Below are 24,573 nucleotides of genomic sequence, written 5' to 3'. Positions count from 1 at the left end.
GCTTTTCAAACGTAGTAAAAACGGCTACAATGTTAGTCATGATAAAGAGAAAACGAAGGGGGTTTGTTGTATGTTTACAACTTGTATAAGTGTTAATCAATATTTAGATAAACGTGAGAAAGTTGGTATTAAACCTGGACTTGATCGTGTCATTCGACTACTTAAGTCTGTTAATTTTTATGAGCAATCTTTTAAAGGTATCCATGTCGCTGGGACCAATGGAAAAGGGTCAACGGTCACGTATTTAGCCTCTTGTTACAGGGCGTGTGAGAAACAAGTTGGAACATTCATGTCACCTTCGTTAACGGACCGACAAGAGATGATTAAAATGAATTTGGAACCGATTGATGAAACCTTCTATGTCAATTATTTTAATCAAGTCAAACCGATGATCGATCAATTAGATAAAGAACAAGATCCACCAAGTTCGTTTGAGATTATGGTGGTGATTGCATTGAAATATTTTCAAGACTATGCTGATGTTTCAATCATTGAAGCAGGCCTTGGTGGTCGTGATGATGCGACGAATGTGTTTACACCCATCGCTTCTGTGATTACATCGATTGGTTATGATCATATGCAGTTTTTAGGAACCACATTACCTGAAATCACAAAACAAAAAGCAGGCATTATTAAAGAAGAGATACCTGTCATTGTTGGTGATGTATCTGATGTGGCTAGACAAGTCATACGAAAAGAAGCGAATCAAAAACGGTCACCGTTTTATTTTTATGGCGAGAGTTTTAGTGTGAAACAAGCAGAAGATGAATGGACGTATCAATCGATGAATCTAAAACTTGCCTTTTCACTCAAAATGAAAGGGACACATCAAGCGCGTAATGCGGCGGTAGCGATTAAAACATTATTTGTGTTAAATCAAGATCATGATAATGTCAGTCTTGGACAAATTAAACGTGGGATTAAAGAAGCGGCAATCAAAGGCCGGTTTGAACAAATATCAACAGCGCCTGATATTATTATTGACGGGGCTCATAATACAGAAGCCATGCAGGTGTTTGTTGATACAATCAAAGAAACACAAGAGGATAATCAAGAGATTCAGGTGTTATTTGCAGCCTTTAAAGACAAACCAATCAAACAGATGCTTGAAGTTATTCGCACAGTGACGGATAATATCATCTTCACAACTTTTAATCATCCAAGAGCTGCTTCTATCGAAGAATTAAAGAAACTGGCACCTAAAGGTCTTAAAATTAAAGAAGCACCAGATTGGCAAGTCTTTATAGAAAAAATGACAAAGGCAGAACAAGTGACATATGTCGTAGGTTCGTTAGACTTTATTGGTAAAGTCCGCCAAAATATTAAGTGTAGAGTCTTGCAGAAATAGTTAGTTAGGCTTATACTAGAAGAGTCAATGGATAATAATCACAAAAAACATCAAAGATAACATCATAGAATATCAATTGAAGAGTTAACGTGCGCGTTAACTCTTTCTTTAAAAGTAAATTGAACATGAAGGCCAGCATATAACATAAGGGTCCAACGGCACATAATACATAATGGTTATCGGTTGAGGGGGAGATGAGTGTGATGAAAAAATATTGCAATGAGAAAGGATTGACACTAGTTGAAGTACTGGCGTCGATAGTCATTTTGTCATTAATTGTTGTCACTTTTTTAGCATTTTTTATTAACTCTGCCCGTACAACAGAAATATCTGAGGAAAATTTAAATGCTAGTTTTATTGCACAAGAATATATGGAAGAAGTTTATAATATCGTCACAGACAATCCAACGCTTGAGTCAATTCGATCAAATATCAAGGCGTTAGACCCTGTTTCAGCAATAAGTTTGACAACTTATAAAATCACTGATCTAAGAGGAACGGGCACTATCACGATTGAACAAGCGAAGGATGAAAGTAATCAAGAAATTGATCGGTTACTAAAAGTCGTTGTTACTTTTCGCGTACCAGATGGAAAAGATGCGAAACTCGAAACGCGAATGATTTATGGGGAGGTCGATACAGGTGTTTAAAGATGAACGGGGCATCACCTTAGTCGAACTATTAGCCGTCTTAGCTATCTTATTTATTATTCTCTTATTAGTAGGCTCAACCCATATCTTTGGCCAACGTCAATACTTTGAACAAACTGAAACTATTGACCATCAAGGAGATGTTAGGCTCATCATGAGTCAACTAACAACGGATGTTCGAAAAGTAACAGTCAATGAAGGGGCAACAACATCAGATAGTGGTGGTGTATTTACACTCACATTAGGTGCAAATACGTATACACATCAAGGAACAACAATTAAGCGTAATGGGGTTATATTAAGTGAGCATATCAGTACATTTGAGTGGTTAACCAATGAAGCAGCTAATGAAATTAAAATTGTGAGTGTGCCGGATGATAAGGGTAAACAGACGAGTCTTCAGACAATGCTTTACTTTAGGAGGTAACGATGAAACGATCAATGAAGAATGAATCAGGTGTGGCATTAGTTTTTACGTTAATGGTGTTAGTTGTCCTCAGTGTGCTGGGAGCATCCGTTGGTACTGTAGCAATGGCGAATGTTAATTTAACGGAGAATGAACGTGACTATCAGGCGGCCTATTATATTGCGGAGGCTGGGGTGAATGAGGCTTATTTAAAAATTGAAGAGATGATTCTCGAAACATATGGAAACACTCAAAGTAAGAAATCATTTTTTGATCAATTAAGTAGTAAACTAGCTGCTTTTGATAACGTTGTTTACGATTATAGCGATACGAGGTATCAAAAAACGGCTTCAGTTGAAATTATTAATAATCATGATAATGTAATGATTAATTCAGAAGGTAATGTAAATGACAAAATTAGAAACGTCAGTAATAATATTGAGGTGAATTGGTCACCAAAAGGTGGTAATTCCCCTCCTTTTCCTGTTGATGCTTCGCTCTTAGTAAAGAATCAAGTTTCAATAACAGGAGGAGCAACTATTAATGGAGACGTATATATGGAACAACCGTCAGAACAATCTTTTAAAATTGATGGTGGAGCTAAAATATCTAGTATCTCGAGCGATCAAGGTCATATTTTTGTGAATAATTCAATAAGCAATGACTTGTTAGATATACCAAGCTACTATAGCGGTAACGAAGTTCCCAAAGTACATCAGTCTTCTGAATTTGATTATTCTGTATATGAATCACTTATAGATAGTATTCCCGAATCACCGGATTATGATATTGTCCTCTCAAATATTAGCTTAAAAGGTAGTGATATCAAAAGCGTTAGAATTGATGGGGATATATTTATTGATAACGTATCTTTGAATAGTGAGACCACTTTGAATCTCGAAATTGGACCTGGCGTCAGTAATTTAATAGTAGATACTTTAGATTTAAGCAACGGTCATATTATCATACAAGGTAATGGCATACTCAATCTCTATGTTAAGGATTATTTTAATATAGGTTCAGGTAGTACAATCAATTCTGGTGGCTTAGTAGATAGAATGAATCTTTATTACTATGGTAGTAATAAGTTTGCTATTTCAGGTGCTCAAAAGATAAAAGGCTCTGTTTATGTGAAGCAGGCGCCTATTGAATTAACAGGTGGAGGAGGTTTTTATGGTGGATATCTAGCTGCAAATTCAAACTCAGTCAGTTTCTCTGGAGGTACTTTTAGTGAGATGATAGTGATTGCTCCTAAGGCGGATGTATCAGTCACTGGTGGTGCAAAAATTAACGGAGCCATGCTTGCAAAAACATATGCTGGGAGTGGTGGTACAAGTATTCAGTTCCAAAATCTATCTGACATCACATTTCCGTTTGGTAATGCAAGTGATGTAGACTTAATTATTAAAAATCCTGTATCTGAGAGCGAATGAAGTGTTTGACTCACCTACAAAAGCGGGTCTTAATTGATCATATCTTGAATCACTTATATTGATTGACACAAAAAGTGAAAGGTTTAATTAATTGAATGGCTTTTTTAACTAGTTAATTGATGATTTAATCGCGGAAATTTATAAAAATATTTATTCTAATTATTCATCGATTTCTAATGAATTTCCTTATGCTACAATTACTGTTCAATGAATTGAAGGTAGTGGTAATAAAAAGATATAACCTTTGTATCCGAGGCCACTGAAAAAGTCCGATTTTCCCGAAAATGAAAATTCTATAAAAACTCATTCCCCAAAAAGAGGTTATTTTATCTAATAAAGTGGTGGGATTTATGCTTATTATAAATGTTTTCGCCCACGAAAGTGGGGAAAGAATTTCCGGATTTTTAAATTCAAATTTTTAGTCGCTTTTTCATCGGCCTCTTATATTCAGGGGTTATCTTGTCAACATTCAAGTTGGGACAATGCCTTCGGTGGAAAGATTGACACGAGTGATTTCCTGTTTGGTGATAGAAGTAGTAGTGGCAGTAATACTGGTAATCATGTGGAGGTTTCTAGCGAACCTCCGGTATTATGTAATTAAACAAGTGTGATCTACTTGTAAAAAATAGAGGAGGTTGGTTATGGCGGTAAGATTGAAGCGTAAATTAGGTGAGGTATTAAAAGAGGAAGGTTTGATTACTGAAGAAGAAATTGTCTCAGCATTAGAACAGAAGAAGCCACGTCAAAAGCTAGGGGATGCGCTTGTAGAACAAGGTTATATCACGGAAAAACAGTTAATTGAAGTGTTAGAAATCCAATTAAATATTTCGAGTGTCTCTTTATATCGTTTCCCAATTAATGAACAGTTAATGGAGTTAGTGCCAAAAGAATTAGCGCGGGAAAATATTCTAATCCCTATTGAACAACATGAAAATATCTTAACGATTGCGATGAACGATCCACTTGATTACTACGCCATTGATGATATTGAATTATCAACCGGGTTTGAAGTGAAACCCGTTATTGCGACCAAGGAAGATATTTTACAAGCCATCAATAAATATTATGATATGGAAGCTGATTTTTCTATGGAAGGTGAGGGTGCGGATGCGCCAGCTGTTAAATTATTAGATCAAATCTTGCAGACAGGGGTCACGTTAAGAGCAAGTGATGTTCACTTAGACCCAAGTGAAGGAAAGATTGCGGTGCGTTACCGTATTGACGGCATGCTTCGAAATGATCGAACGTTACCTAAACGCATTCAAAACGCGCTCATTGCGCGGGTGAAGATTTTAGCTAATTTAAATATTACTGAAACACGTATGCCACAAGATGGTCGTATTCGATTAGTGATAGATGCTAAGCCAATTGATTTACGGGTGTCTACCCTTCCTACTGTATTCGGAGAAAAAGTCGTTATCCGTATTCTAGATTTAACAAATATTTTCAAAAAGTTAACAGAAATTGACTTGCATCCAGATACATTGAAACAATACCGCGATGTTATTAGTCGACCATCAGGTCTTGTATTGCTAACGGGACCAACTGGTTCTGGGAAAACAACAACGTTATATTCATCGATTAATGAACTGAATCAAGAAGATGTAAATATCATCACGGTTGAGGACCCAGTTGAATATCAACTAGAAGGGGTTAACCAAGTTCAAGTGAATAGTGCTGTTGGCTTAACTTTTGCGGCAGGATTACGATCGATTTTACGTCAGGATCCAAATATTATCATGGTTGGTGAGATTCGTGACCGTGAAACAGCAGAAATTGCTATTCGGTCATCTCTAACGGGTCACGTCGTATTTTCAACGCTGCACACAAATAGTGCTGTTGATGCCATTCCGCGTTTATTTGATATGGGGGTTGAACCTTACCTTGTCATATCATCACTGACAGGCGTTATGGCTCAGCGCTTAGTTAAACGCGTCTGTAAAGACTGTAAAACCACTCGTCCTGTGACAAACATGGAACAAGAATTATTTGAGAAGCACCAGATTGACATCAATGAAGTAACAGAAGGGGCTGGTTGTGACAGTTGCCGTGGAACGGGTTATCGGGGACGCATGGCGATTCATGAGTTAATGGTGATTGATGATCAAGTGAAAAAACTGATGATGAACAATGCCAGTATGCGTGAAATTAAAGATTATGTTAAAGATCAAGGTATGCATTTCTTAGTAGATGATGGTCTGCTTAAAGTGAAAGAAGGACTAACAACGATTGAAGAAGTTATGCGTGTGGCGATTGATTCGTAGGAGGTTGTTTTGTGGAGGATTTAAAAGAACTATTAACATTTGCATTCAGAAAGAATGCATCAGATATTCATATTACCGTTGGTTCTGTACCCATCTTTCGAATTGACGGACGCCTGGTCCCGCATAAAGGTGACGTGTTATCTCCAACCGATACGAAACGCCTCGCGCGTTCAATTGTGACGGATGATATGTGGGAAAGATTTTTGCGTGAAAAAGAACTGGATTTATCACACGGCATTGAAGGTGTGTCTCGTTTTCGTGTTAACATGTTTTATCAGCGTAACAATATCTCGATTGCTTTTCGGGTCATCCCTACAAAAATCCCGAAAATTGATGATTTACAATTGCCAAGTGTCTTAAAGGAGATTGCAACTAAACCGCACGGTTTAGTATTAGTAACCGGTCCGACTGGGAGTGGTAAAAGTACGACACTAGCGTCTATGATTGATTATATGAATGAACATTTAAACAAACATATTATTACGCTTGAAGACCCAATAGAGTACTTGCATAAACACAAACAATCAATTATTGATCAACGCGAAGTAGGTTTTGATACGATGTCTTTTCAAAACGGCTTACGTGCGTGTTTAAGACAAGACCCTGATGTAATCCTCGTTGGTGAGATGCGTGACCTTGAAACAATTCAAACAGCTATTACAGCGGCTGAAACAGGTCACTTAGTGTTAGGGACGCTACATACTCAGAGTGCGAGTTCGACGATGGACCGAATTATTGATGTGTTTCCGTCTCATCAAAAAGATCAAATCCGAGTGTTACTTGCGAACGTACTTGAATCTATTATCTCTCAGCGCTTGTTCCCTAAAGCATTAGAAAGTGGTCGGATTGCGGCTACTGAGATTTTGATAAACACACCAGCAGTAAAAAATCTGATAAGAAATGAAAAAATGCATCAGATTCCAAATACAATGCAAACATCAAAAGATTTAGGTATGCATACGATGGAAATGGATATCACCAGAAAGGTTAGAGATGGATTAATATCTCAACGTGATGCCGATCCATATATTGGGCAAGCCTAAGGAGGTAGACAGATGGCTATTTATCGTTATCAAGCGCGAACATTTGAAGGAAAGTTATCATCGGGTAGGTTAGAAAGTGAAAATGAGAAAGAAGCGTTGCTTGAATTAAAACAACTTGGATTAGTAGTATTTGATATTAAACGTTTAAATCCTGTCTTACATAAAGATATTTATATTGGAAATCCGATTAAAAATAAAGACTTTGTTATTTTCTTAAGACAATTTTCTACCCTTATTGATGCGGGGATTTCACTTGTTGATGCGACCGAGATCCTTGCTGAACAATCCAATAGTAAGGCACTAACTGAGGCGTTAGAAGAAGTAAAAGAGCATATTGAAGAGGGGGAACCTTTATCAGATGCCTTAAGCCGTTATCCAAAATTATTCCCAGAATTACTTGTCAGTATGATCAATGCGGGTGAAGTAAGTGGTCGATTAGATGACATTCTTGACCGTATGGCTACCTATTATGAGAAGCAATACCAACTGAAACAAAAGGTTATTACAGCCCTTACTTATCCTGCGGTTATTGGCGTCTTAGCCGTTTTTATTACAATTTTCTTAATGGTCTTTCTAGTCCCAGTATTTTCTGATATGTTTATATCATTTGATCAAGAGCTACCGGCATACACCCAACTGGTTCTTAATATAAGTGAATCAATTGGTTCAATCTGGTGGGTGTTGTTGCTCCTTATTATAATTGCTGTGATGGTTGTACGAACACTTAATAAACAAGAAAAGTTTGCTTTTATTTTTGATACAATTAAATTAAAGGTCCCGATTTTCGGTTTGTTTATTCAAAAAGCTGCCCTTGCAAGAATGACACAAACACTTAGCTCCTTACTAAATAGTTCGGTCCCGATTCTAGAGGCGGTTATGATTACAGAACGTGTTGTAGAAAATCGGGTTATTAAAAAAGTACTAAGAGATAGTCATAAGTCGTTAGAAGAAGGGGAGTCATTGGCTTCCCCAATGAAAGACCATTGGGTTTTTCCAAAATTAATCACGCAAATGATTGCGGTTGGTGAAGCCACCGGTTCGATGGATGAAATGCTTTTAAAAGTCGCTCAATTTTATGAAGAAGAGTTAGAAGAAGCAGCAGATAAACTTAAAGCTTTGATCGAACCCATCATGATTATTTTCTTGGCAGTTGTTGTTGGTGCGATTGTGTTAGCGATAGTTATTCCTATGTTTAGCCTGTTTGAAGGTATTTAGAATGAGTTGAGCGTAAGTCGAATGTATCTGTTAAAATATTATAATAAGATTCAAAAAAGTTCATAAAATTTAAATTAAATAGTAGACATGTTACCAATTTGTAGTATAATAGTATTAATAAATACCTCAGATGCGTTGACGGTTTATCCTTATTTGGGCACTTGGATAAACAAGAGCAAGTAGTGCAACCGGCTGACATCATAATGGTTTATTTATGTTGTGAGTCTTTTTTTATCACCATAAGTCATCCATTAAACATATTAAGAGGAGGAATTATTATGGTTAACAAATTCAAAACATTACTCAAGAAAGAAAAAGGTTTTACGTTAGTTGAACTCTTAGCTGTTATTGTTATTTTAGGTATTATCGTTGCAATTGCGGTACCTGCGATAGGGAATATTATCAATGATGCAGAGAATAATGCCGCAAAATCGGAAGTAGCATTAGTACAGGATGCAGCAAGACTGTATGATGTCCAAAATGAAATTCCCACTGAAGGAATAACCGCACAAGATTTAATAGATGCTGGATATTTAGACACTAGATCAACTGATTACGATCCTACTACCGTAAAAATCACAGTGGATGCTGAAAATCAATACGAAGTTGATGGGCTTGATTGATTTACTTATTAAATAAAGATTAATGACTCCTCCCAAAGAGGGGTCTTTATTTCTATCTAGGAGTGTTGTTATGACGATTTTTTACAGCATCACCTTCTTTATCTTTGGTCTTGTACTTGGATCCTTTTATAATGTGGTTGGTTTACGTGTGCCAAAGAATAACTTTTTATCAAATGACCGTTCATATTGTCCGACTTGTCATAAACAGTTAAGTGCTATAGAACTGATTCCAGTTGTCTCATACGTTAGTCAGCGAGGTAAGTGCCGAGGGTGTGGGGCAAAAATTAGCGCGATGTACCCATTAATCGAGTTATTAACGGGGGTTGGTTTTCTATTTAGCTACCTTGTGTATGGTTTAACAATGGAGGCAGTGATTGCGGTTGTTGCCGTGTCTCTTTCAGTAATTATCATCGTGACTGATCTTACATATTTTTTAATACCGAATAAAATTTTATTGTTTTTCTTTCCACTAATTGTTATTTTACGCTTTATTGAGCCACTAGATCCTTGGTATTCATCACTTGTTGGTGCCTTAATTGGTTTTGGCTTAATTTTTGTCGTTATTTTGTTAAGTCAAGGTGGTATGGGTGCGGGAGATATGAAGTATTTCTTTGTGCTTGGTTATTTATTTGGTATTGGCGGTGTATTACTTATCTTTTTATTATCGACATTGTATGGTACGTTAATTAATATAGTATTATTGTTGCGAGGGAAAGTAACAAGGAAGACTAAAGTGCCATTTGGTCCATACATTAGTATGGCAGCCCTTACGGTTATCTTTTTTGGTGAGAGTATATTAACTTGGTATTTTAGCTTTTTCTAATCTATTTATAAAGGATGACAATACATGGGACTCTTTAAGAAGGAACATATCTTTATATCAATCAATGACCGGAGTATTCGCTACCTTGTTTATCCAAGACAGAAAGCGAATGAACATATAGATTACGGTGAAGTTTTTTTTGACCAACTTGTGATGGAAGATGGTCGTATTGTAAATGAATCACAATTAAAGCGTCATTTACGTACGTTAGTAGAACAGAAAAAATGGAAGCGTGCTCACATCTCTTTTCTTGTTCCTGATAGTTTTGTGACAATGCGTACAGAAGAAATTCCGAATCAATTATCCATTGATGAAGCAAAACAGTATATTCGTTTGCAGCTCGAGGGCAGCATTCGTCTACCATTTAAGGATCCAGTTTTAGATTTTGATATTTTAAACTATGGGGAAGAAAAAAATGAGGTGCTTTTATTTGCCTATCCAAAAGAGCGTTTAAAACCGTTTGAAAAGTTATTTGATGACGTAGGCTTAAATCCGATTGTCGCAGATATTTCGTACTTAAGCGCCTACCGTACGTATCAATCGCTTCAAGATACATCAACAGACAATCATTTATTAATGATACAATGGGATAAACTTGATTTGACCTTAACGGTTTTCCACAATAATAAACCAAGATTTAATCGTCATATTCACACTTCAAATGCTTATCAAGCTTGGGAGTTGGATAGCCAAGGGAACGAACTTGTTTCTACCTTACCAAAAGAGGAGTTAGAAGATGAACGAGATAACACGTTGATCACGATTGAACGTTTTATGGACTTTTATCAATATTCCGTTTTAGACGGGAGTATTGGTGTGACTGATGTAGCTTTCTTAGGTAATCATCCTGCCCTTATTGAATTAAAAGAAACAATGGTTGAGCGTTTTGATATTAGTGTCAAAACACTCTCGTTACCTAATGAGTTGCCTAACGGTTACGGCGCGCTCATCGGTCTCAGTTATAAAGAGACGCCATCTAAAAAGAAACGAGTAAAACCACCAAAACGAATGACTAAAATACGTTCAAAAAAACAACATAAGCATGTAGATGAACAATCAACTGAACCGTCACTAAAAGAAGAGTCAACAGATTCTCATCAAAATTCAAACCATACTGAACAATAGAGGAGGCTAAACATGGTAAATATTAATTTCTTTGAAAAGAAAAAAAACAACTTCACGCCATTTTTAATCATTTTTATTGCCTTGCTTTTGTTTGGTTTGCTTGGGGGTTATTTTTGGTGGCTGACTGATTCTATTAAAACAGAGACTTCACGTAATATAGAAATGATTAATAATCAAGCGAATGAAATCAGTGAATTACAACGAGTTAACCTCATTGGTGAACAAGTCTCAACATTAGTTAATCAACGAGACACATTGAAACAAAATCAGTTTCCGGTAGATACACTTTACCATGATTTGTTAAGTCAAATACCGAGTAACACAGCTACTGTTGAACGGTTCTTTTTCACTATTGACGGTAATGTTCAACTGGAAATCACCTTTGATAATGATCAACACGTCGTTAATATGCATCGTAATCTGGTGAATTTGCCATATGTGACAAGCGTAACGTTAGAAACAATTGAAGTTAATGAGACGGTGTATGTAACACAATTCACTTTAATGATTGACCGAGCACAAGTAAGTGAGGTGTTAAGTGATGAAAATTAAATGGGGTAAAAATGAAACTTTGATTGTTTTAATCATTGTAGCGGTTTTTGGTTTTGTGTTTTATTATGGCTCGGATTATTTAATAGAACCATTAAATGAAGAACTAGAAGCAACTGAACAAACGCTATCTGAACACCGACTTGTGTTACAACAAGCAGCAATAAATGAACAGTCAGAGAATGCGTTAAAACAAGAAGCTGAAACCGTTAGAAATAACTTACCTACTGAAGAATCTGTCGATCAAATCGTTGAGACACTGTTCGATTTAGAAACAGCGACAGGTGTTTCGATTGCCTCGATTAATCTTAATGGGACTGGCTTTACTGAAGATGCAGCATTTTATCCAGCAGGTGTGAGCGCGATTCACTATCAAGTTTTGTTATCTAGTGATGATATCACACAGATTGAGTCTTATATTCAACGTTTAGAAGAAGTTAATCGTCTTGTAGAAATAACGGAATTAGATATTCTAAAACAAGGAGAAACACAAACGGAAGCAACGTTGACAGTACGTGCGTTTTATAACGAAAGTATCTTAATCGAATAGAAAGCGTGGTATATTAACTAATCAACGTATTAATTGGGATTGACACATTTGTGTCAATCTTTTTTTAATGGGCAAAAATCTATAGAATTTTAAATTTGAACAATGTTTAATTGTTTTCATACAATGATTGAAGACTAATTAACTTAATCACTTTTCTATGTCTACTTGCATCCCGGGTCAAAAAGAATAAACTAAAGGCATGCTGATAGAAAGGAGGTTTACGCATGTTGAAGGAACTCCATGTCCGAATGAAAGATATCCCAAAACAAGACCGGCCAAGAGAACGCCTTATTAACAAAGGCGCTAGCCATTTATCGGACCAAGAATTACTCGCGATTGTGATTGGTTCTGGGACCCGAGAAGAAAGTGTTCATGATTTAGCCATTCGCTTGTATCAACATTTTGACGGGGTTGAATGTTTAAGAGAAGCCACACTTGAAGAACTCATTCAAATTAAAGGCATTGGGCAAGTAAAAGCTGTAAGTATTTTAGCAGCGATTGAACTAGGTAACCGGATGGGGCGATTTAAAAAGACAGACCGTTATGTTATTCGTTGTCCTGAAGACGGGGCTAACTATGTTATGGAAGATATGCGCCTATTAAAACAAGAACACTTTATTTGTTTATTCCTCGATACGAAGAACCAAATTATCCACCAACAAACCATCTTTATTGGCAGCCTAAATGCTTCGATCTCACATCCGCGTGAAATTTTCCGCGAAGCGATTAAGCGATCATGTGCCTCGATTGTTTGTTTGCACAATCATCCTTCTGGCGTGCGCCTATACAGTTAATCAATCAAGTGGTTACTCACCCTGAAATGCTTATCACTTTCAGTAACAAGTGTTCTTACCGTTAATTAGAAATAAGCTGCGGGACCATCGCATGAACGCTGTGTTAAGTCATATATGGTAAAAGCTAAACTGCCTGAACTCTAGACTTAAAGACGTGAAGGATACGTATTTGGAATAAATGCGTTGTGCGCGTCAGACGCGACGTATGATAAGCTTATTCCCTTCGCTTTCCCGCCGGAAAGCAATAGTCGAAAGGAGTACCTAAGTATGACGTTTCTTGATTGATTAGTAAGGTAGGGATTACCTAAGTAACGCAAGTTATAAGGTAACGGAGTCTTCATAGTATTCAACGTTTGCAGGTAATCTGTTTAGCACGGAAAAGGAAGACAGGTGTGAAAAGTATAAGGAAAGGAGGCAGCTAGAAATGAATAGTCGGATGGGTACCCCGCTTTTTATACTATCTCTGAGTGATCACACAAAAATTGCGGGTGTGATCGATGTTTTCAAAAAACTAGAGCTAACATATATCGAAGTGAAAGATAGAAAAAATTATCACATCATTTTTACAGTGAATGGTCCGTTGTCAAAAATTAACAGGAAAAGTCTTAATCAGGGCGTTGAGCTTAAACTAGCCCGATTTAATACATTGATTTATAAAGGCTATCAGCTATCTAGACAAAATCAGTCCCTCATGTTAACGATGCCACCTGCACAGTTAACCTATTTAGCCCATTGTTTTAAGTACGGCGCATATAATCACCATCGTCCGGAAAGTCGTGGTAACCTTGTCTATCAATCAATTGAGCGCATATATAATTGTTATAATGAAGAATTAATAGCAATTTATAACTACTACAGGTATCTCTCCGATAAAAAAGCCTTAGCTAAAATGACTTACTTTGCATATGAAAGTCTAGTCTGTACCGTCGCGCATAAATATCGTTTGACGAAAAAGTGTGCGCGTTTAAAACTGAACCGGCATGGTTTTCATTCATTTTCTCCTCTGACTTATCGATTACCTCACACTGGCGAGCCGTATACTTTGAAAGGAGTACGTACGGTTCTGAGGGAGGTAGATTCGCTTCTTACTACCGACCCTACGACCCATCACCATCTCAAGAAGATATTCAAGTGACAAAACGTTTAGTAGAATGTGGTGAACTGATTGGTATCTCGTTACTTGACCATATCATTATTGGTGACCACAAATTTGTATCATTAAAAGAAAAAGGGTACGTCTAACCCCTATCTATTTTTTTCAAATTCTCGTATAATTGAATAAGCAAGTTAAAAACTAAACACCTAACACGAGGTGAGTGACTTGTGTTAGGTGTTTACTGTTACGACTATGAATAAACACATATCAGAGATAAATAGAGACGTGTAAATAAGGAAGGAAGATGAACGTGGGGAAATTTAGTTTTACGCAAGATTTAGGGATTGACTTAGGGACGGCCAATACGCTCGTATATATTAAAGGAAAAGGGATTGTCGTAAGAGAACCCTCTGTTGTAGCCAAAAATAATACGACTGGAATGATTGAATCTGTTGGGAGTGACGCGCGTAATATGATCGGACGTACGCCAGGCAACATTTCAGTCGTTCGTCCAATGAAAGACGGTGTGATTGCTGATTATGATACGACGGCTGCGATGATGAAGTATTATATCCGGTTAGCTCAAAAGAAGCGCTCACCCTTTGCGCGTAAGCCGAATGTGATGGTGTGTGTCCCATCGGGTATTACGATGGTTGAAGAACGTGCCGTTATTGATGCGACAAAACAAGCAGGAGCACGAGAGGCTTTTCCTGTATCTGAACCGTTTGCGGCAGCGATTGGGGCCGGCTTACCTGTATGGGAACCAACCGGTAGTATGATTGTTGATATCGGTGGTGGTACGACGGAAGTGGCTGTTATCTCACTTGGTGGTGTGGTAACGAGCCAGTCCATTCGTACGGCAGGTGACGATATGGATGAAGCGATTATTCAATATATTCGCAAGAAATACAGCTTGATGATTGGCGTTCGTTCAGCGGAAACTGTCAAAATGGAAATTGGACAAGCGCATGTGACAGAGGAAGAAACCTCGATTGACCTGCGCGGTCGTGATTTACTCACGGGACTACCAAAAACAATCACCGTTACGTCAACTGAAATTGCTGATGCACTTAGTGATACCGTCACAGCCATTGTCGAAGCAGTGAAAGTGACCTTAGAAAAAACACCGCCAGAATTATCAGCCGATATTATGGAACGTGGCATCGTCCTTTCAGGTGGTGGGGCATTACTTAAAGGATTAGATGACGTCATTTCTGATGAGACAAAAATGCCGGTCTTTATTGCAGAATCACCACTCGACTCGGTGGCGATTGGGACAGGGAAAGCTTTAGAGTATATCGAACATTTTAAATCGCATCCTAATGTTGCTAGTAGAAACAACTAACGCTTATTGGAGGTTTCATTATGTCGTTTTTTAGAAGAAAACGGCTATTCACGATTTTAATCAGTTTGATTATTCTTGTTGGACTGATTGGTTTTTCATTACGTGATCGTGAAGAGCTTTCTTCCGTAGAAGAGTTTATCCAAGATACCGTTGGTTCGTTTCAAAATGTGCTGCTCAGACCAGTCTATTACGTTAGAGATATTGTCGGTAATATCGATGAAATGAAGCATGTGTATGAAGAGAACCAGCAGTTAAAAGAGAACCTCTCAACGTATCAACAAAAGTTATATGAAGTACAAGAATTGACGAAAGAAAACGAAGCATTACAAGCAGTTTTAGATAAAACGGAAGCACTCACTGATTATCAACCAATTCAGGCGACCGTTATTGCACGTAGCCCAGAACAGTGGTTCAATCAAGTGACAATCAATAAAGGGAAACAACATGGTGTGGAAAAAGATATGGCTGTTATTACAGCTAGTGGGATGATTGGAAAAATTCAATCATCGGCACAGTTTACCTCGACTGTACTTTTACTAAATGGTTTCGATCGATCGAATCGGATCTCAGTAAATGTTGATTTACCGGAGACGGATTCTGATGCGAAAGGATTTATTTTAGGTTATGACGACGCGCGTGAACAACTGTTACTTGAATTTACCGATAGCTATGAGGACATTGCACTTGAAACAACGGTATTTTCTTCTGGTTTAGGCGGAGTGTTTCCTAAAGGTTTAGAAATTGGCTCGATCGAAGAAGTCACAACAGATCAGTACGGCTTAACTCAGATTGCTTACGTGAAGCTATCAGCCGATATTAAAGAGTTGAACCATGTCATTGTCGTTGATCGCTTACTCACATCAATTGATGAGGTTGAAGAAAGCGGGGATGAGTAATGTCGCGTTTGTTCCCGCTGTTGATGCTGTTTGTGCTAATTATTTTTCAAGGGATTAATTTCTTATTTATCCCGAATAGTTTTGAGGCGAATGGTTTTATTGTGACCATTCATGGGGTATTTATTTTTCTAATAATGATTGCGTTATATTATGATGAAGAGACATCATATTATAGCTTCTTATACGCAATCATCAGTGGGCTTGTGCTTGATATTGTTTATAGTCCTGTTATTGGTGTGTATATGTTTAGTTATGCTGTTGTGATGTACGTTGTCCATCACTTAAGAAAAGTATTGCATGTAAATTTTTATGTCGCGAGTTTTGTTTTCTTTTTATCAATAACTTTAGTAGATGTAATAATTTACTGGGTCTATCAATTAATTGGTGTGACGGCACTTCATTTACAAAGTTACATCGAGCAGCGTCTATTAATGACGCTTGCCATCAATTATGTCGTTTTTCTAATTCAATTCGTTTTATTTAAACGTTTACTCGCACGTTATTCATTTGAACGATTTGAACAAAAGTAAGGATGGAGGTGGAGATATGTCTCAGAAACCATTGGTGATGATTAAAGGAACAAGAGATGGTTTAACATTATTTTTAAGTGATGATGCATCATTTCATGACGTAAAAGAACAACTGGTGGATATGTTAAATCAAGATGATTTTGATGAAGTTGATTCACTGATAACAATTAAAGTCGAACTAGGAAACCGCCTATTACATACGGATGAAAGAGAAGAATTAAAAACGTTAATTCAATCTAAACGCCGTCTCGTTGTTCAAGATATCGTCTCAAATGTCATAACAAAACAAGAGGCACTCGCTTTAAAAAAAGCGTCTGATATCCATTTGCACATGCGCCCGGTCCGTTCAGGTCAAGTGGTGGATATCGTTGGTGATGTGCTAGTGATTGGAGATGTGAATCCCGGTGGGACAGTGAAGGCGACGGGGAATGTGTTTATTTTAGGCGCCCTCAGAGGGATTGCCCATGCGGGGTATGAAGGGAATAAAGACGTCGTGATTGTGGCATCGCTTATGAATCCCGTTCAATTAAGGATTGCCGAATTTTATTCACGCGCACCTGATTATGAAACGGATGGTGTATATATGGAATGTGCTTATATAGAAAAAGGTCAAATTGTGATGGATCGCCTACAGCAAGTAATGAAAAAGTGTCCTGTAATAAACGGGTTTGAAAGGAGTGTTTTAAATGTCTGAAGCGATTGTAATTACCTCAGGGAAAGGTGGCGTTGGTAAAACAACGACAACAGCCAATCTCGGAACTGCCTTGGCATTAATGGATAAAAAAGTTTGTTTAATGGATACAGATATTGGTCTGCGCAACTTAGATGTTGTGATGGGACTGGAGAATCGAATAATTTATGATATTATCGATGTGGCTCAAGGGCGTTGTAAGTTGAAACAAGCGCTAATCAAAGATAAACGATTCGATTATTTATTCCTCCTACCTGCGGCACAAACAAGTGACAAACACGATTTATCACCTGAAGCGATGGTTGAGATGGTCAATGAATTAAAACAAGAATTTGATTATATATTAATTGACTGCCCAGCTGGAATCGAACAGGGGTATAAAAATGCTGTGGCCGGTGCGGATCACGCGATTGTGGTAACCACACCAGAGAAATCAAGCGTGCGCGATGCTGATCGTATTATCGGACTCTTAGAACAAGAAGAGGTGACGGCACCGAAACTCATTATTAATCGGATTAGAAATCATATGATGGAAAGTGGCGATATGATGACCATTGATGAAATTATTCAAGTTTTATCGATTGATTTACTTGGAATCGTCCAAGATGATGATGAAGTGATTAAAGCTTCGAATCACGGGGAGCCGGTAGCGTTGAATCCAAATATCAAGTCATCAATTAGTTACCGTAATATTGCGCGCCGTATTTTAGGAGAATCTGTTCCACTGCAATCTTTTGTTCAAGAACAAACTTTGATGACAAAGGTGAAAAAATTCTTCGGTATGCGCGAAAAATAAATAGCAGAAGCACCGATCTTACATGACTTTTTTAGAGATGGGTGCTTTTGTTGTGTTGAATTCTCTGATAAACGGATCTTTTGCTTTAGCGGACATAGAGGCAGACCAAAATAAGCGGATAAAATACCCAAATCAGTATTTTCATATGTAAACGAATTGCTGAAATTTATTCCGTAAACGATGGAAATTTAAAGAAGTAAGCTCGTACAATACTTTTTAGAAATAGGTGAGTATCATGACAACGATTTATCTCTTGACACAATTAACGGAAAAATTACATATGACAACGACGGAAGCATCTATAACGGATCTTCAATTTATTCGACCAAATGAAGAAGTGGTAGTCGGGGCTATTTTTTATGGGCGTATCACTGATGTTGATCATCAGTTACAAGCGAGTTTTGTTGATATCGGACTTAGTACGCCGGCTTATTTAGACCATCGTGATTATAATAAAGCTGATGTAAAGTCCGGTTTAACCGAAGGACAATATATCATCGTTCAAGTAACAAAATCACCCTATTTAACAAAAGGTGCACGATTATCGAGAAAAATCAATCTAACGGAGGGGGCACTCGTCTATTTACCATATGACACACATGTGAATGTCTCGCGCAAATTATCTGATGAAAGAAGAAGCGCCCTTTATGCTTTATTAGATCCTCAACTGCAGGCAGGTGGTGTTGTCGTGCGGACGAAGGCTGACACAATGTCTGATCAAACCTTACTGAGTCAGTTAGAAACATTATACACACGATTTCAGGACTATCTAACACAGGCAAATGAACAGAAAAAGCCAGGACAGTTATCCCAAAAAAGTGAAATTCATATGCGTTATTTAGAAAATAATGATCTAGCTGCTGTTGATCATATTATTGTAGATGATGTGAAGCTGAAGCGTCAGATTGAGGCAACTTATAAAGACAAGGTTAAGGTCCAAGTGAAACAGTCAGTGATACAGACACTTGCGCCTGAGATAACGGACTATATTGAACGGTTATCAACACCTGTGATAGCTGCCGGATTAGGCGTGGAGCTTGTTGTTGAACAAACAGAGGCGATGACAGTTATTGATGTAAATTCACACAGTTACACGTCCAATCAATCGCGTGCGCGTTCTGTTGTCGCCATTAATAAACAAGCAGCTAATCAAGTGGCCAAAGTAATACGCCAGCGTAATTTATCAGGTATGATTGTGATAGATTTTATCCGGATGACGTCTAAGAGAGACCAACAAGCCGTGATGGATACGCTAAAAAAAGCAACCGAACAAGACAAACAACCGGTAAAATTGTACGGATTCACCCGCCTGGGACTATATGAACTCACCCGTAAACGTGAAGCAACCAGTGTCATGTATACGTTATTTGACCAAGGCGTGTCGGCTCTATCATATAAGCTGGAGACGCAATGTTATGAACTTGAACGCAGACTTGTATCACTCAAAAGTGATGCGGCAATTATCGCTGTTTCACCGAGCTTTTATCTGGCCTTTTGTCAATACGTTGACCAGAATGTCTTATCGGAGAGAACTTCAGCGAATCTTTACTTTTCACAAGATGAATCAACATCAAGTTTTTCTCTTTTGCGGAGTGGAACTCAAGCTTTAATCGATGCGTTCCTTTTAGAAAACCAATCAAAAACTATTGACAAGTTATAGTGCGCCGTGGTATGATTTGTTCGTTATGCAAGTTATGTAGCACCCGTTGCTACAACCGCACTGACCAGGTTTTAAGCATGTAAATGCGCCTGTGATGGCGAGTCTGAGTCTTTAAGGAGGTGCAGTAGGATGTACGCAATTATCGAAACAGGTGGTAAACAAATCAAAGTAGAAGAAGGTCAAGAAATCTACATTGAAAAGTTAGCTGCTGAAGCTGGTGAAACAGTTACATTTGACAAAGTTCTTTTTGTAAGTGGTGACGACGTAAAAGTTGGCGCGCCATTAGTAGAAGGTGCTTCTGTTGAGGCGAAAGTTGAAAAACACGGTCGTCAAAAGAAAGTAACAATTTACAAGTTTAAGCCTAAGAAAAACTATCACCGTAAGCAAGGTCACCGTCAGCCATATACAAAAGTGGTTATCGAAAAGATCAACGCTTAAGGTTGGATGAAAAATGATTAAAGCGATTATTTATCGTTTGCCCGATCAAGCCATTAACGGGTTTGAATTAAGTGGGCATGCGGACAGTGGCCCTCATGGTCACGATCTAGTTTGTGCTGCGGTATCAGCCGTTACTTTCGGTATGACCAATGCAGTCATGAAACATAGTGGAATTGAACCTATAATTGACCAAGGCACAGATGGTGGTTATTTAAAGGTGACCTTACCGAATGAAGCAAATGTAGAAGCACTGAGTGCAGCAAGTTTGTTGTTAGAAGGTATGGTGACAACTTTAGAAACAATCGAACATGACTATGGTCAGTATATAACTATCTTTGAAAAACAAGGAGGTTGAAACCGATGATGTTACGTTTAGACTTACAATTTTTCGCATCTAAAAAAGGTGTAGGTAGCTCAAAGAACGGTCGTGATTCAGAATCAAAACGTCTAGGCGCCAAGCGTGCTGATGGACAAATGGTTACTGGCGGATCTATTCTTTACCGTCAACGTGGTACTAAGATTTATCCTGGTACAAACGTTGGTCGTGGTGGAGATGATACTCTTTACGCTAAAACAGACGGTATCGTACGTTTCGAGCGCGTTGGCCGTAATCGCAAACGCGTAAGTGTGTATCCTGTCGCACAGGAAGCATAGGACGTTAGAATAACAAGCGTGTCTCTTTAGAGTTTTCTTAGGAGGCGCGTTTTTTTATTTGATTATTTTTTTAGAATCAATGTACAGCGCGTGTGATATTTGTTATAATTTTCTTACAATTATCGAAGCGGTCAAATAAGGTTATAAAGATTGATAATATTACAACATAAACATGTAAATACTAACGAGAATAGATTGAAAAAGAGGTGAGGTTATGTTTGTCGATCAGGTCAAAGTATACGTAAAAGCTGGTGATGGTGGGAATGGTTTAGCATCCTTCCGTCGCGAAAAATATGTCCCATTTGGTGGACCATCCGGTGGTGATGGTGGAAATGGTGCAGATGTTGTCTTTGAAGTAGATGAAGGACTTAGCACGTTAATGGACTTCCGTTATCAACGTCACTTTAAAGCCAAACGTGGGGAAAACGGAATGAGTAAAGGGCAACATGGTAAAAATTCGGCGCCAATGGTATTAAAAGTACCACCCGGTACGACGATTAAAGATGTTGTGACAGGTGAAGTTCTAGGAGATTTAACTGAACATGAACAGCAGGCGATTGTTTGTAAAGGTGGTCGTGGTGGTCGCGGGAACATTCGATTTGCCTCAGCTAAAAACCCGGCACCAGAGATTGCTGAAAACGGAGAACCGGGTATTGAACGAGATATCGTTATTGAACTAAAAGTGATGGCGGATGTTGGTCTTGTCGGATTTCCAAGTGTTGGAAAGTCGACTTTACTATCCGTTGTTAGTGCCGCGAGACCTAAAATTGCTGATTATCACTTTACCACGCTACAACCGAATTTAGGAATGGTAGAAACAGAAGACCACCGCAGCTTTGTGATGGCCGATTTACCAGGTCTGATTGAGGGAGCAAGTGAAGGAATTGGACTCGGACATCAATTTTTACGTCATATTGAACGAACACGTGTGATTGTTCATATTATTGATATGGCATCGACAGAAGGACGCGATCCTTATGAAGATTTTGTGACAATTAATGAAGAATTAAGAGCGTATGATAAGACACTGCTCGAACGTCCGCAAATTATTGTCGCAAATAAGATGGATATTCCAGAGGCCGAAGAACAATTAGCCTTCTTTAAAGAACAGCTGACTGAAGATTATCCAATCTATTCGTTATCCGCGGTAACGCGTGAAGGTTTGAGAGAATTGTTATTTGCGATTGCCGACACACTTGATGAGACACCACACCGGATTACACCGGTTGAAGAAGCGCCAGAACACATTGTCTACAAACATCAACCAGAAGAAATTCCGTTTGTTATTAGCCGTGATGATGATGGAGCGTATGTCATATCAGGTGCGAAGATTGAGAAACTCTTTAAAATGACAGATCTAACGCGAGACGAGTCAATTCAGCGTTTTTCAAGACAGATGCGTTCGATGGGGATCGATGAAGCCTTGCGTGAACGTGGTGCCAAAGATGGCGACGTGGTGCGCTTAATGAAATATGAATTTGAATTTATTGAATAAGTTGTAAGTGAGGGGGAAGCAGAGAATGAAGGATGAAAAAGACACCTTTTATCTTGTGCGGGGTGATTTTTTACCAGAAGCAATGAAAAAGACACTTCAAGTCAAAAAAGATATGGAACGTGGCAAAGCAACATCAATCTATGAAGCAGTACAAAAAGTTGGATTGTCACGCAGTGCTTTTTATAAATATCGAGACGCTGTTTTCCCTTTCCAAGCGATTCAACAGACGAAAATCATTACCTTGTTTTTTCACTTAGAGGACAGATCGGGTACGTTGTCACATTTACTTGATATGGTGGCCAAGACTGGTGGGAATATATTAACGATTCATCAATCGATTCCGCTAAATGGAAAAGCTAATGTGACCTTGTCACTTGACATCGAAAATCTAAAAATGGATCTAGATGAGTTATTAAAAAGACTTAAGCAACATCAATTTATTGAAAAGGTCGATGTTTTAGGTTCAGGTGCCTGAAACGTTAGAATGGAGGTAAGGGATGAGTTATTCAGTAGGTTATTTAGGGCCCAAAGGCACGTTTACAAGTATGGCGGTAGATGCTTTATTTAAAAGTGAGCAACACATGCCTTATCAAACCATTCCTGACTGCTTTGATGCGGTGAAGTTTGGGCATGTAAAATATGTGGTCGTTCCGCTAGAAAATACGCTAGAGGGAACAGTAAACTTAACGTTAGACTATTTAATCGAATCAAAACAACTTAAAATCGTCAATGAAATTGTTGTTCCAATTAGGCAACATTTCATGGTACATAAACAAAATGTTTCCCGCTGGAAAGAGCCTGATGTCGTTTATTCACATCCGCACGCACTCGCGCAGTGCCACCAGTTTTTAACACAAGACATGCGACCGGCGAAAAAAGAAACGTTTAATTCAACCGGTGCTGCCGCACAGTTCGTTAGTGAACACCCAGAATTATCTATTGGGGCGATTGCGAATGAAAAAGCGGCCGAGACCTATGACTTAACGATTGTGAAACCAGACATTCATGATATTGAGAACAATCATACCCGTTTTGTCGTCTTGCATAAAAATGATACGGCGCTAAGATCAAAAAGCTTACCAGTCAAAGGGTTTAAAACAACCTTTATGATCGCTTTGCCGACAGACCATGCCGGAGCGTTACATCAAGTACTGTCGGCTTTTGCGTGGCGCCGAATTAACTTATCTAAAATTGAATCACGTCCGATGAAAACAGCGCTTGGGCAATATTATTTCTTTATTGATATTGAACAAAAAATGGATGATATTCTTATTCCAAATACAATTCAAGAGCTAGAAGCAATCGGCTGTCAAGTTGAAGTGCTCGGTAGTTATCCATACTATCGCGTAACAGAGGCACTTGATGATTTATAGAAACATGACGATAAAAAAAGGCCAAAACGGATACACTCGTTTTGGCCTTTTGGTATTAAGTATATCTGTTCGTTTAAGTGACGCTTTTTAGTGTTAGCTTTCAGAATGGAAGATGAGTCCGCGTGCTTCAAGCGCGTCAATACAACTCTCAATCTTTTCTTCACGATCGCTTTCTAATGTGTGAATATGAACGCCATCAGTTAATTCGGCTAAATAAGGCGCGTTTGTCGTTTTTATTTTTGTTAGAAACTCATTAACATCATGACGGTCTTTTAACATTAACATCGCTTCTAAATCACCATAGACAGGATGTTCAATCACAACATTTCTTACCATCACCCCTTGGTCTACCATGAGATAGAGTTCTTCGGCTGTTTCCTCAGGTGTATGTTGACACACAATGAGACGCTTAAAAGTCCGGTCATTTTTCGTATGTTTTAATAATAAATATCCTTGACTCGTCGCCATAATTTGTTCACCGGTAGCTTTAAGTAAAGAGATATCTTGTACAATGACTTGTCGGCTTACGCCCGTTTTTTTAGCAAGTGCATTGCCGGTAAGGGGTTCTGTGGCTTGATTAAGTACCTTCAACAAATAGTCGCGTCGGTCGGTGCCTGCCATTTTTTGTTCTGCCATAGTTTCTCATCCTTCATTCGTTATCGTTGTCTTAATGTTAGTGTATGTGTTTATAGCTGAGAATGCAACGGTTTCTCGTTGTGATTTTTAGTTAAATGAGATCAAAGTAAATTATTCTTTAGCATAAGCGTTGATTAAAC

General features: G+C 38.2%; 27 protein-coding genes, 1 pseudogene, 1 riboswitch and 1 other annotated feature. Of the genes and pseudogenes, 27 read left to right on the top strand and 1 reads right to left on the bottom strand.

What is annotated here, in order from left to right:
* The first annotated feature begins 70 nt into the window (after positions 1 to 70).
* The 27 genes and pseudogenes from BM098_RS00720 to pheA all read left to right on the top strand — a co-directional run bounded on the left by BM098_RS00720 (position 71) and on the right by pheA (position 23,797).
* Entirely contained in the window at positions 71 to 1,348 is a 1,278-nt protein-coding gene (locus BM098_RS00720) for a bifunctional folylpolyglutamate synthase/dihydrofolate synthase (protein ID WP_089829356.1), read from the top strand.
* A 203-nt stretch (positions 1,349 to 1,551) separates the two neighbouring features.
* Positions 1,552 to 1,998, top strand: a complete 447-nt coding sequence (locus BM098_RS00715) for a type IV pilus modification PilV family protein (RefSeq protein WP_089829354.1) — start codon at positions 1,552 to 1,554, stop codon at positions 1,996 to 1,998.
* Positions 1,991 to 2,425 carry a prepilin-type N-terminal cleavage/methylation domain-containing protein gene (locus BM098_RS00710; RefSeq protein WP_089829352.1) on the top strand — a complete coding sequence of 145 codons (435 nt, stop codon included), beginning with the start codon at positions 1,991 to 1,993 and terminating at the stop codon, positions 2,423 to 2,425. Before BM098_RS00715 ends, BM098_RS00710 begins: the two co-directional genes overlap by 8 nt.
* Positions 2,426 to 2,427: 2 nt before the next feature.
* Entirely contained in the window at positions 2,428 to 3,837 is a 1,410-nt protein-coding gene (locus BM098_RS00705; RefSeq protein ID WP_089829350.1) for a PilX N-terminal domain-containing pilus assembly protein, read from the top strand.
* 641 nt (positions 3,838 to 4,478) lie between these two features.
* Positions 4,479 to 6,101, top strand: coding sequence for a GspE/PulE family protein (locus BM098_RS00700; RefSeq protein ID WP_089829348.1), 1,623 nt, complete (start codon positions 4,479 to 4,481; stop codon positions 6,099 to 6,101).
* Between the two features lie 11 nt (positions 6,102 to 6,112).
* Positions 6,113 to 7,144, top strand: a complete 1,032-nt coding sequence (locus tag BM098_RS00695; RefSeq protein ID WP_089829346.1) for a type IV pilus twitching motility protein PilT — start codon at positions 6,113 to 6,115, stop codon at positions 7,142 to 7,144.
* A gap of 12 nt (positions 7,145 to 7,156) precedes the next feature.
* Entirely contained in the window at positions 7,157 to 8,359 is a 1,203-nt protein-coding gene (locus tag BM098_RS00690) for a type II secretion system F family protein (RefSeq protein ID WP_089829345.1), read from the top strand.
* Positions 8,360 to 8,478: 119 nt separating this feature from the next.
* Positions 8,479 to 8,562, top strand: a riboswitch (cyclic di-GMP riboswitch).
* Between the two features lie 75 nt (positions 8,563 to 8,637).
* Positions 8,638 to 8,982, top strand: a complete 345-nt coding sequence (locus tag BM098_RS00685) for a competence type IV pilus major pilin ComGC (protein ID WP_089829343.1) — start codon at positions 8,638 to 8,640, stop codon at positions 8,980 to 8,982.
* A gap of 70 nt (positions 8,983 to 9,052) precedes the next feature.
* A complete protein-coding gene (locus BM098_RS00680) occupies positions 9,053 to 9,805 on the top strand; it encodes a prepilin peptidase (RefSeq protein WP_089829342.1) in 753 nt (250 codons plus the stop codon).
* A 24-nt stretch (positions 9,806 to 9,829) separates the two neighbouring features.
* Positions 9,830 to 10,930 (top strand): type IV pilus biogenesis protein PilM, encoded by a 1,101-nt coding sequence (gene pilM / locus BM098_RS00675; RefSeq protein ID WP_089829340.1) that lies wholly within the window; start codon positions 9,830 to 9,832, stop codon positions 10,928 to 10,930.
* Positions 10,931 to 10,942: 12 nt separating this feature from the next.
* The gene (locus BM098_RS00670; protein ID WP_089829338.1) at positions 10,943 to 11,482 is read left to right on the top strand and encodes a hypothetical protein; all 540 of its coding nucleotides are present in this window, start codon (positions 10,943 to 10,945) and stop codon (positions 11,480 to 11,482) included.
* Positions 11,472 to 12,029 (top strand): hypothetical protein, encoded by a 558-nt coding sequence (locus BM098_RS00665; RefSeq protein WP_089829336.1) that lies wholly within the window; start codon positions 11,472 to 11,474, stop codon positions 12,027 to 12,029. Before BM098_RS00670 ends, BM098_RS00665 begins: the two co-directional genes overlap by 11 nt.
* A gap of 224 nt (positions 12,030 to 12,253) precedes the next feature.
* Positions 12,254 to 12,823 carry a RadC family protein gene (radC, locus tag BM098_RS00660; RefSeq protein ID WP_234987365.1) on the top strand — a complete coding sequence of 190 codons (570 nt, stop codon included), beginning with the start codon at positions 12,254 to 12,256 and terminating at the stop codon, positions 12,821 to 12,823.
* A gap of 424 nt (positions 12,824 to 13,247) precedes the next feature.
* Entirely contained in the window at positions 13,248 to 13,958 is a 711-nt protein-coding gene (locus tag BM098_RS13910) for a group II intron reverse transcriptase/maturase (protein WP_089829334.1), read from the top strand.
* Positions 13,925 to 14,065, top strand: a pseudogene (locus BM098_RS13635) (JAB domain-containing protein); the annotation flags it as partial. The gene BM098_RS13910 and the pseudogene BM098_RS13635, both read left to right, overlap by 34 nt.
* 164 nt (positions 14,066 to 14,229) lie before the next feature.
* Positions 14,230 to 15,264 (top strand): rod shape-determining protein, encoded by a 1,035-nt coding sequence (locus BM098_RS00645; RefSeq protein WP_089829332.1) that lies wholly within the window; start codon positions 14,230 to 14,232, stop codon positions 15,262 to 15,264.
* Between the two features lie 20 nt (positions 15,265 to 15,284).
* Complete coding sequence (gene mreC, locus BM098_RS00640) at positions 15,285 to 16,160, top strand: rod shape-determining protein MreC (protein WP_089829330.1); 876 nt, start codon at positions 15,285 to 15,287, stop codon at positions 16,158 to 16,160.
* Entirely contained in the window at positions 16,160 to 16,690 is a 531-nt protein-coding gene (gene mreD, locus BM098_RS00635) for a rod shape-determining protein MreD (RefSeq protein ID WP_089829328.1), read from the top strand. Before mreC ends, mreD begins: the two co-directional genes overlap by 1 nt.
* 16 nt (positions 16,691 to 16,706) lie before the next feature.
* On the top strand, positions 16,707 to 17,384 hold the full coding sequence (gene minC, locus BM098_RS00630; protein WP_089829327.1) for a septum site-determining protein MinC: 678 nt from the start codon (positions 16,707 to 16,709) through the stop codon (positions 17,382 to 17,384).
* Complete coding sequence (minD, locus tag BM098_RS00625) at positions 17,377 to 18,177, top strand: septum site-determining protein MinD (protein ID WP_089829322.1); 801 nt, start codon at positions 17,377 to 17,379, stop codon at positions 18,175 to 18,177. The genes minC and minD overlap by 8 nt, the downstream gene beginning before the upstream one ends.
* A 235-nt stretch (positions 18,178 to 18,412) precedes the next feature.
* Entirely contained in the window at positions 18,413 to 19,837 is a 1,425-nt protein-coding gene (locus BM098_RS00620; protein ID WP_089829320.1) for a ribonuclease E/G, read from the top strand.
* Between the two features lie 43 nt (positions 19,838 to 19,880).
* Positions 19,881 to 19,952, top strand: a sequence feature (ribosomal protein L21 leader region).
* A gap of 14 nt (positions 19,953 to 19,966) precedes the next feature.
* Complete coding sequence (gene rplU, locus BM098_RS00615; protein WP_062318973.1) at positions 19,967 to 20,275, top strand: 50S ribosomal protein L21; 309 nt, start codon at positions 19,967 to 19,969, stop codon at positions 20,273 to 20,275.
* Between the two features lie 13 nt (positions 20,276 to 20,288).
* Positions 20,289 to 20,630 (top strand): ribosomal-processing cysteine protease Prp, encoded by a 342-nt coding sequence (locus BM098_RS00610; RefSeq protein ID WP_089829318.1) that lies wholly within the window; start codon positions 20,289 to 20,291, stop codon positions 20,628 to 20,630.
* An 8-nt stretch (positions 20,631 to 20,638) separates the two neighbouring features.
* Positions 20,639 to 20,929, top strand: coding sequence for a 50S ribosomal protein L27 (gene rpmA / locus BM098_RS00605; RefSeq protein WP_062319426.1), 291 nt, complete (start codon positions 20,639 to 20,641; stop codon positions 20,927 to 20,929).
* Positions 20,930 to 21,143: 214 nt separating this feature from the next.
* Positions 21,144 to 22,424 (top strand): GTPase ObgE, encoded by a 1,281-nt coding sequence (obgE, locus tag BM098_RS00600; RefSeq protein WP_089829316.1) that lies wholly within the window; start codon positions 21,144 to 21,146, stop codon positions 22,422 to 22,424.
* A 25-nt stretch (positions 22,425 to 22,449) separates the two neighbouring features.
* A complete protein-coding gene (locus BM098_RS00595) occupies positions 22,450 to 22,899 on the top strand; it encodes an ACT domain-containing protein (RefSeq protein ID WP_089829314.1) in 450 nt (149 codons plus the stop codon).
* Between the two features lie 22 nt (positions 22,900 to 22,921).
* On the top strand, positions 22,922 to 23,797 hold the full coding sequence (gene pheA / locus BM098_RS00590; protein ID WP_089829312.1) for a prephenate dehydratase: 876 nt from the start codon (positions 22,922 to 22,924) through the stop codon (positions 23,795 to 23,797).
* A gap of 93 nt (positions 23,798 to 23,890) precedes the next feature.
* Here the strand turns inward: pheA and BM098_RS00585 are convergent, their stop codons facing one another.
* Positions 23,891 to 24,433, bottom strand: coding sequence for a transcription repressor NadR (locus BM098_RS00585; protein WP_089829310.1), 543 nt, complete (start codon positions 24,431 to 24,433; stop codon positions 23,891 to 23,893).
* Positions 24,434 to 24,573: the final 140 nt, after the last annotated feature.

It is taken from the genome of Halolactibacillus halophilus, from assembly GCF_900115605.1.
GTDB classification, from domain to species: Bacteria; Bacillota; Bacilli; order Bacillales; family Amphibacillaceae; genus Halolactibacillus; species Halolactibacillus halophilus.
The sequence above is the reverse complement of the archived record's forward strand: the minus strand, read 5'-3'. Positions and strand labels throughout refer to the sequence as shown.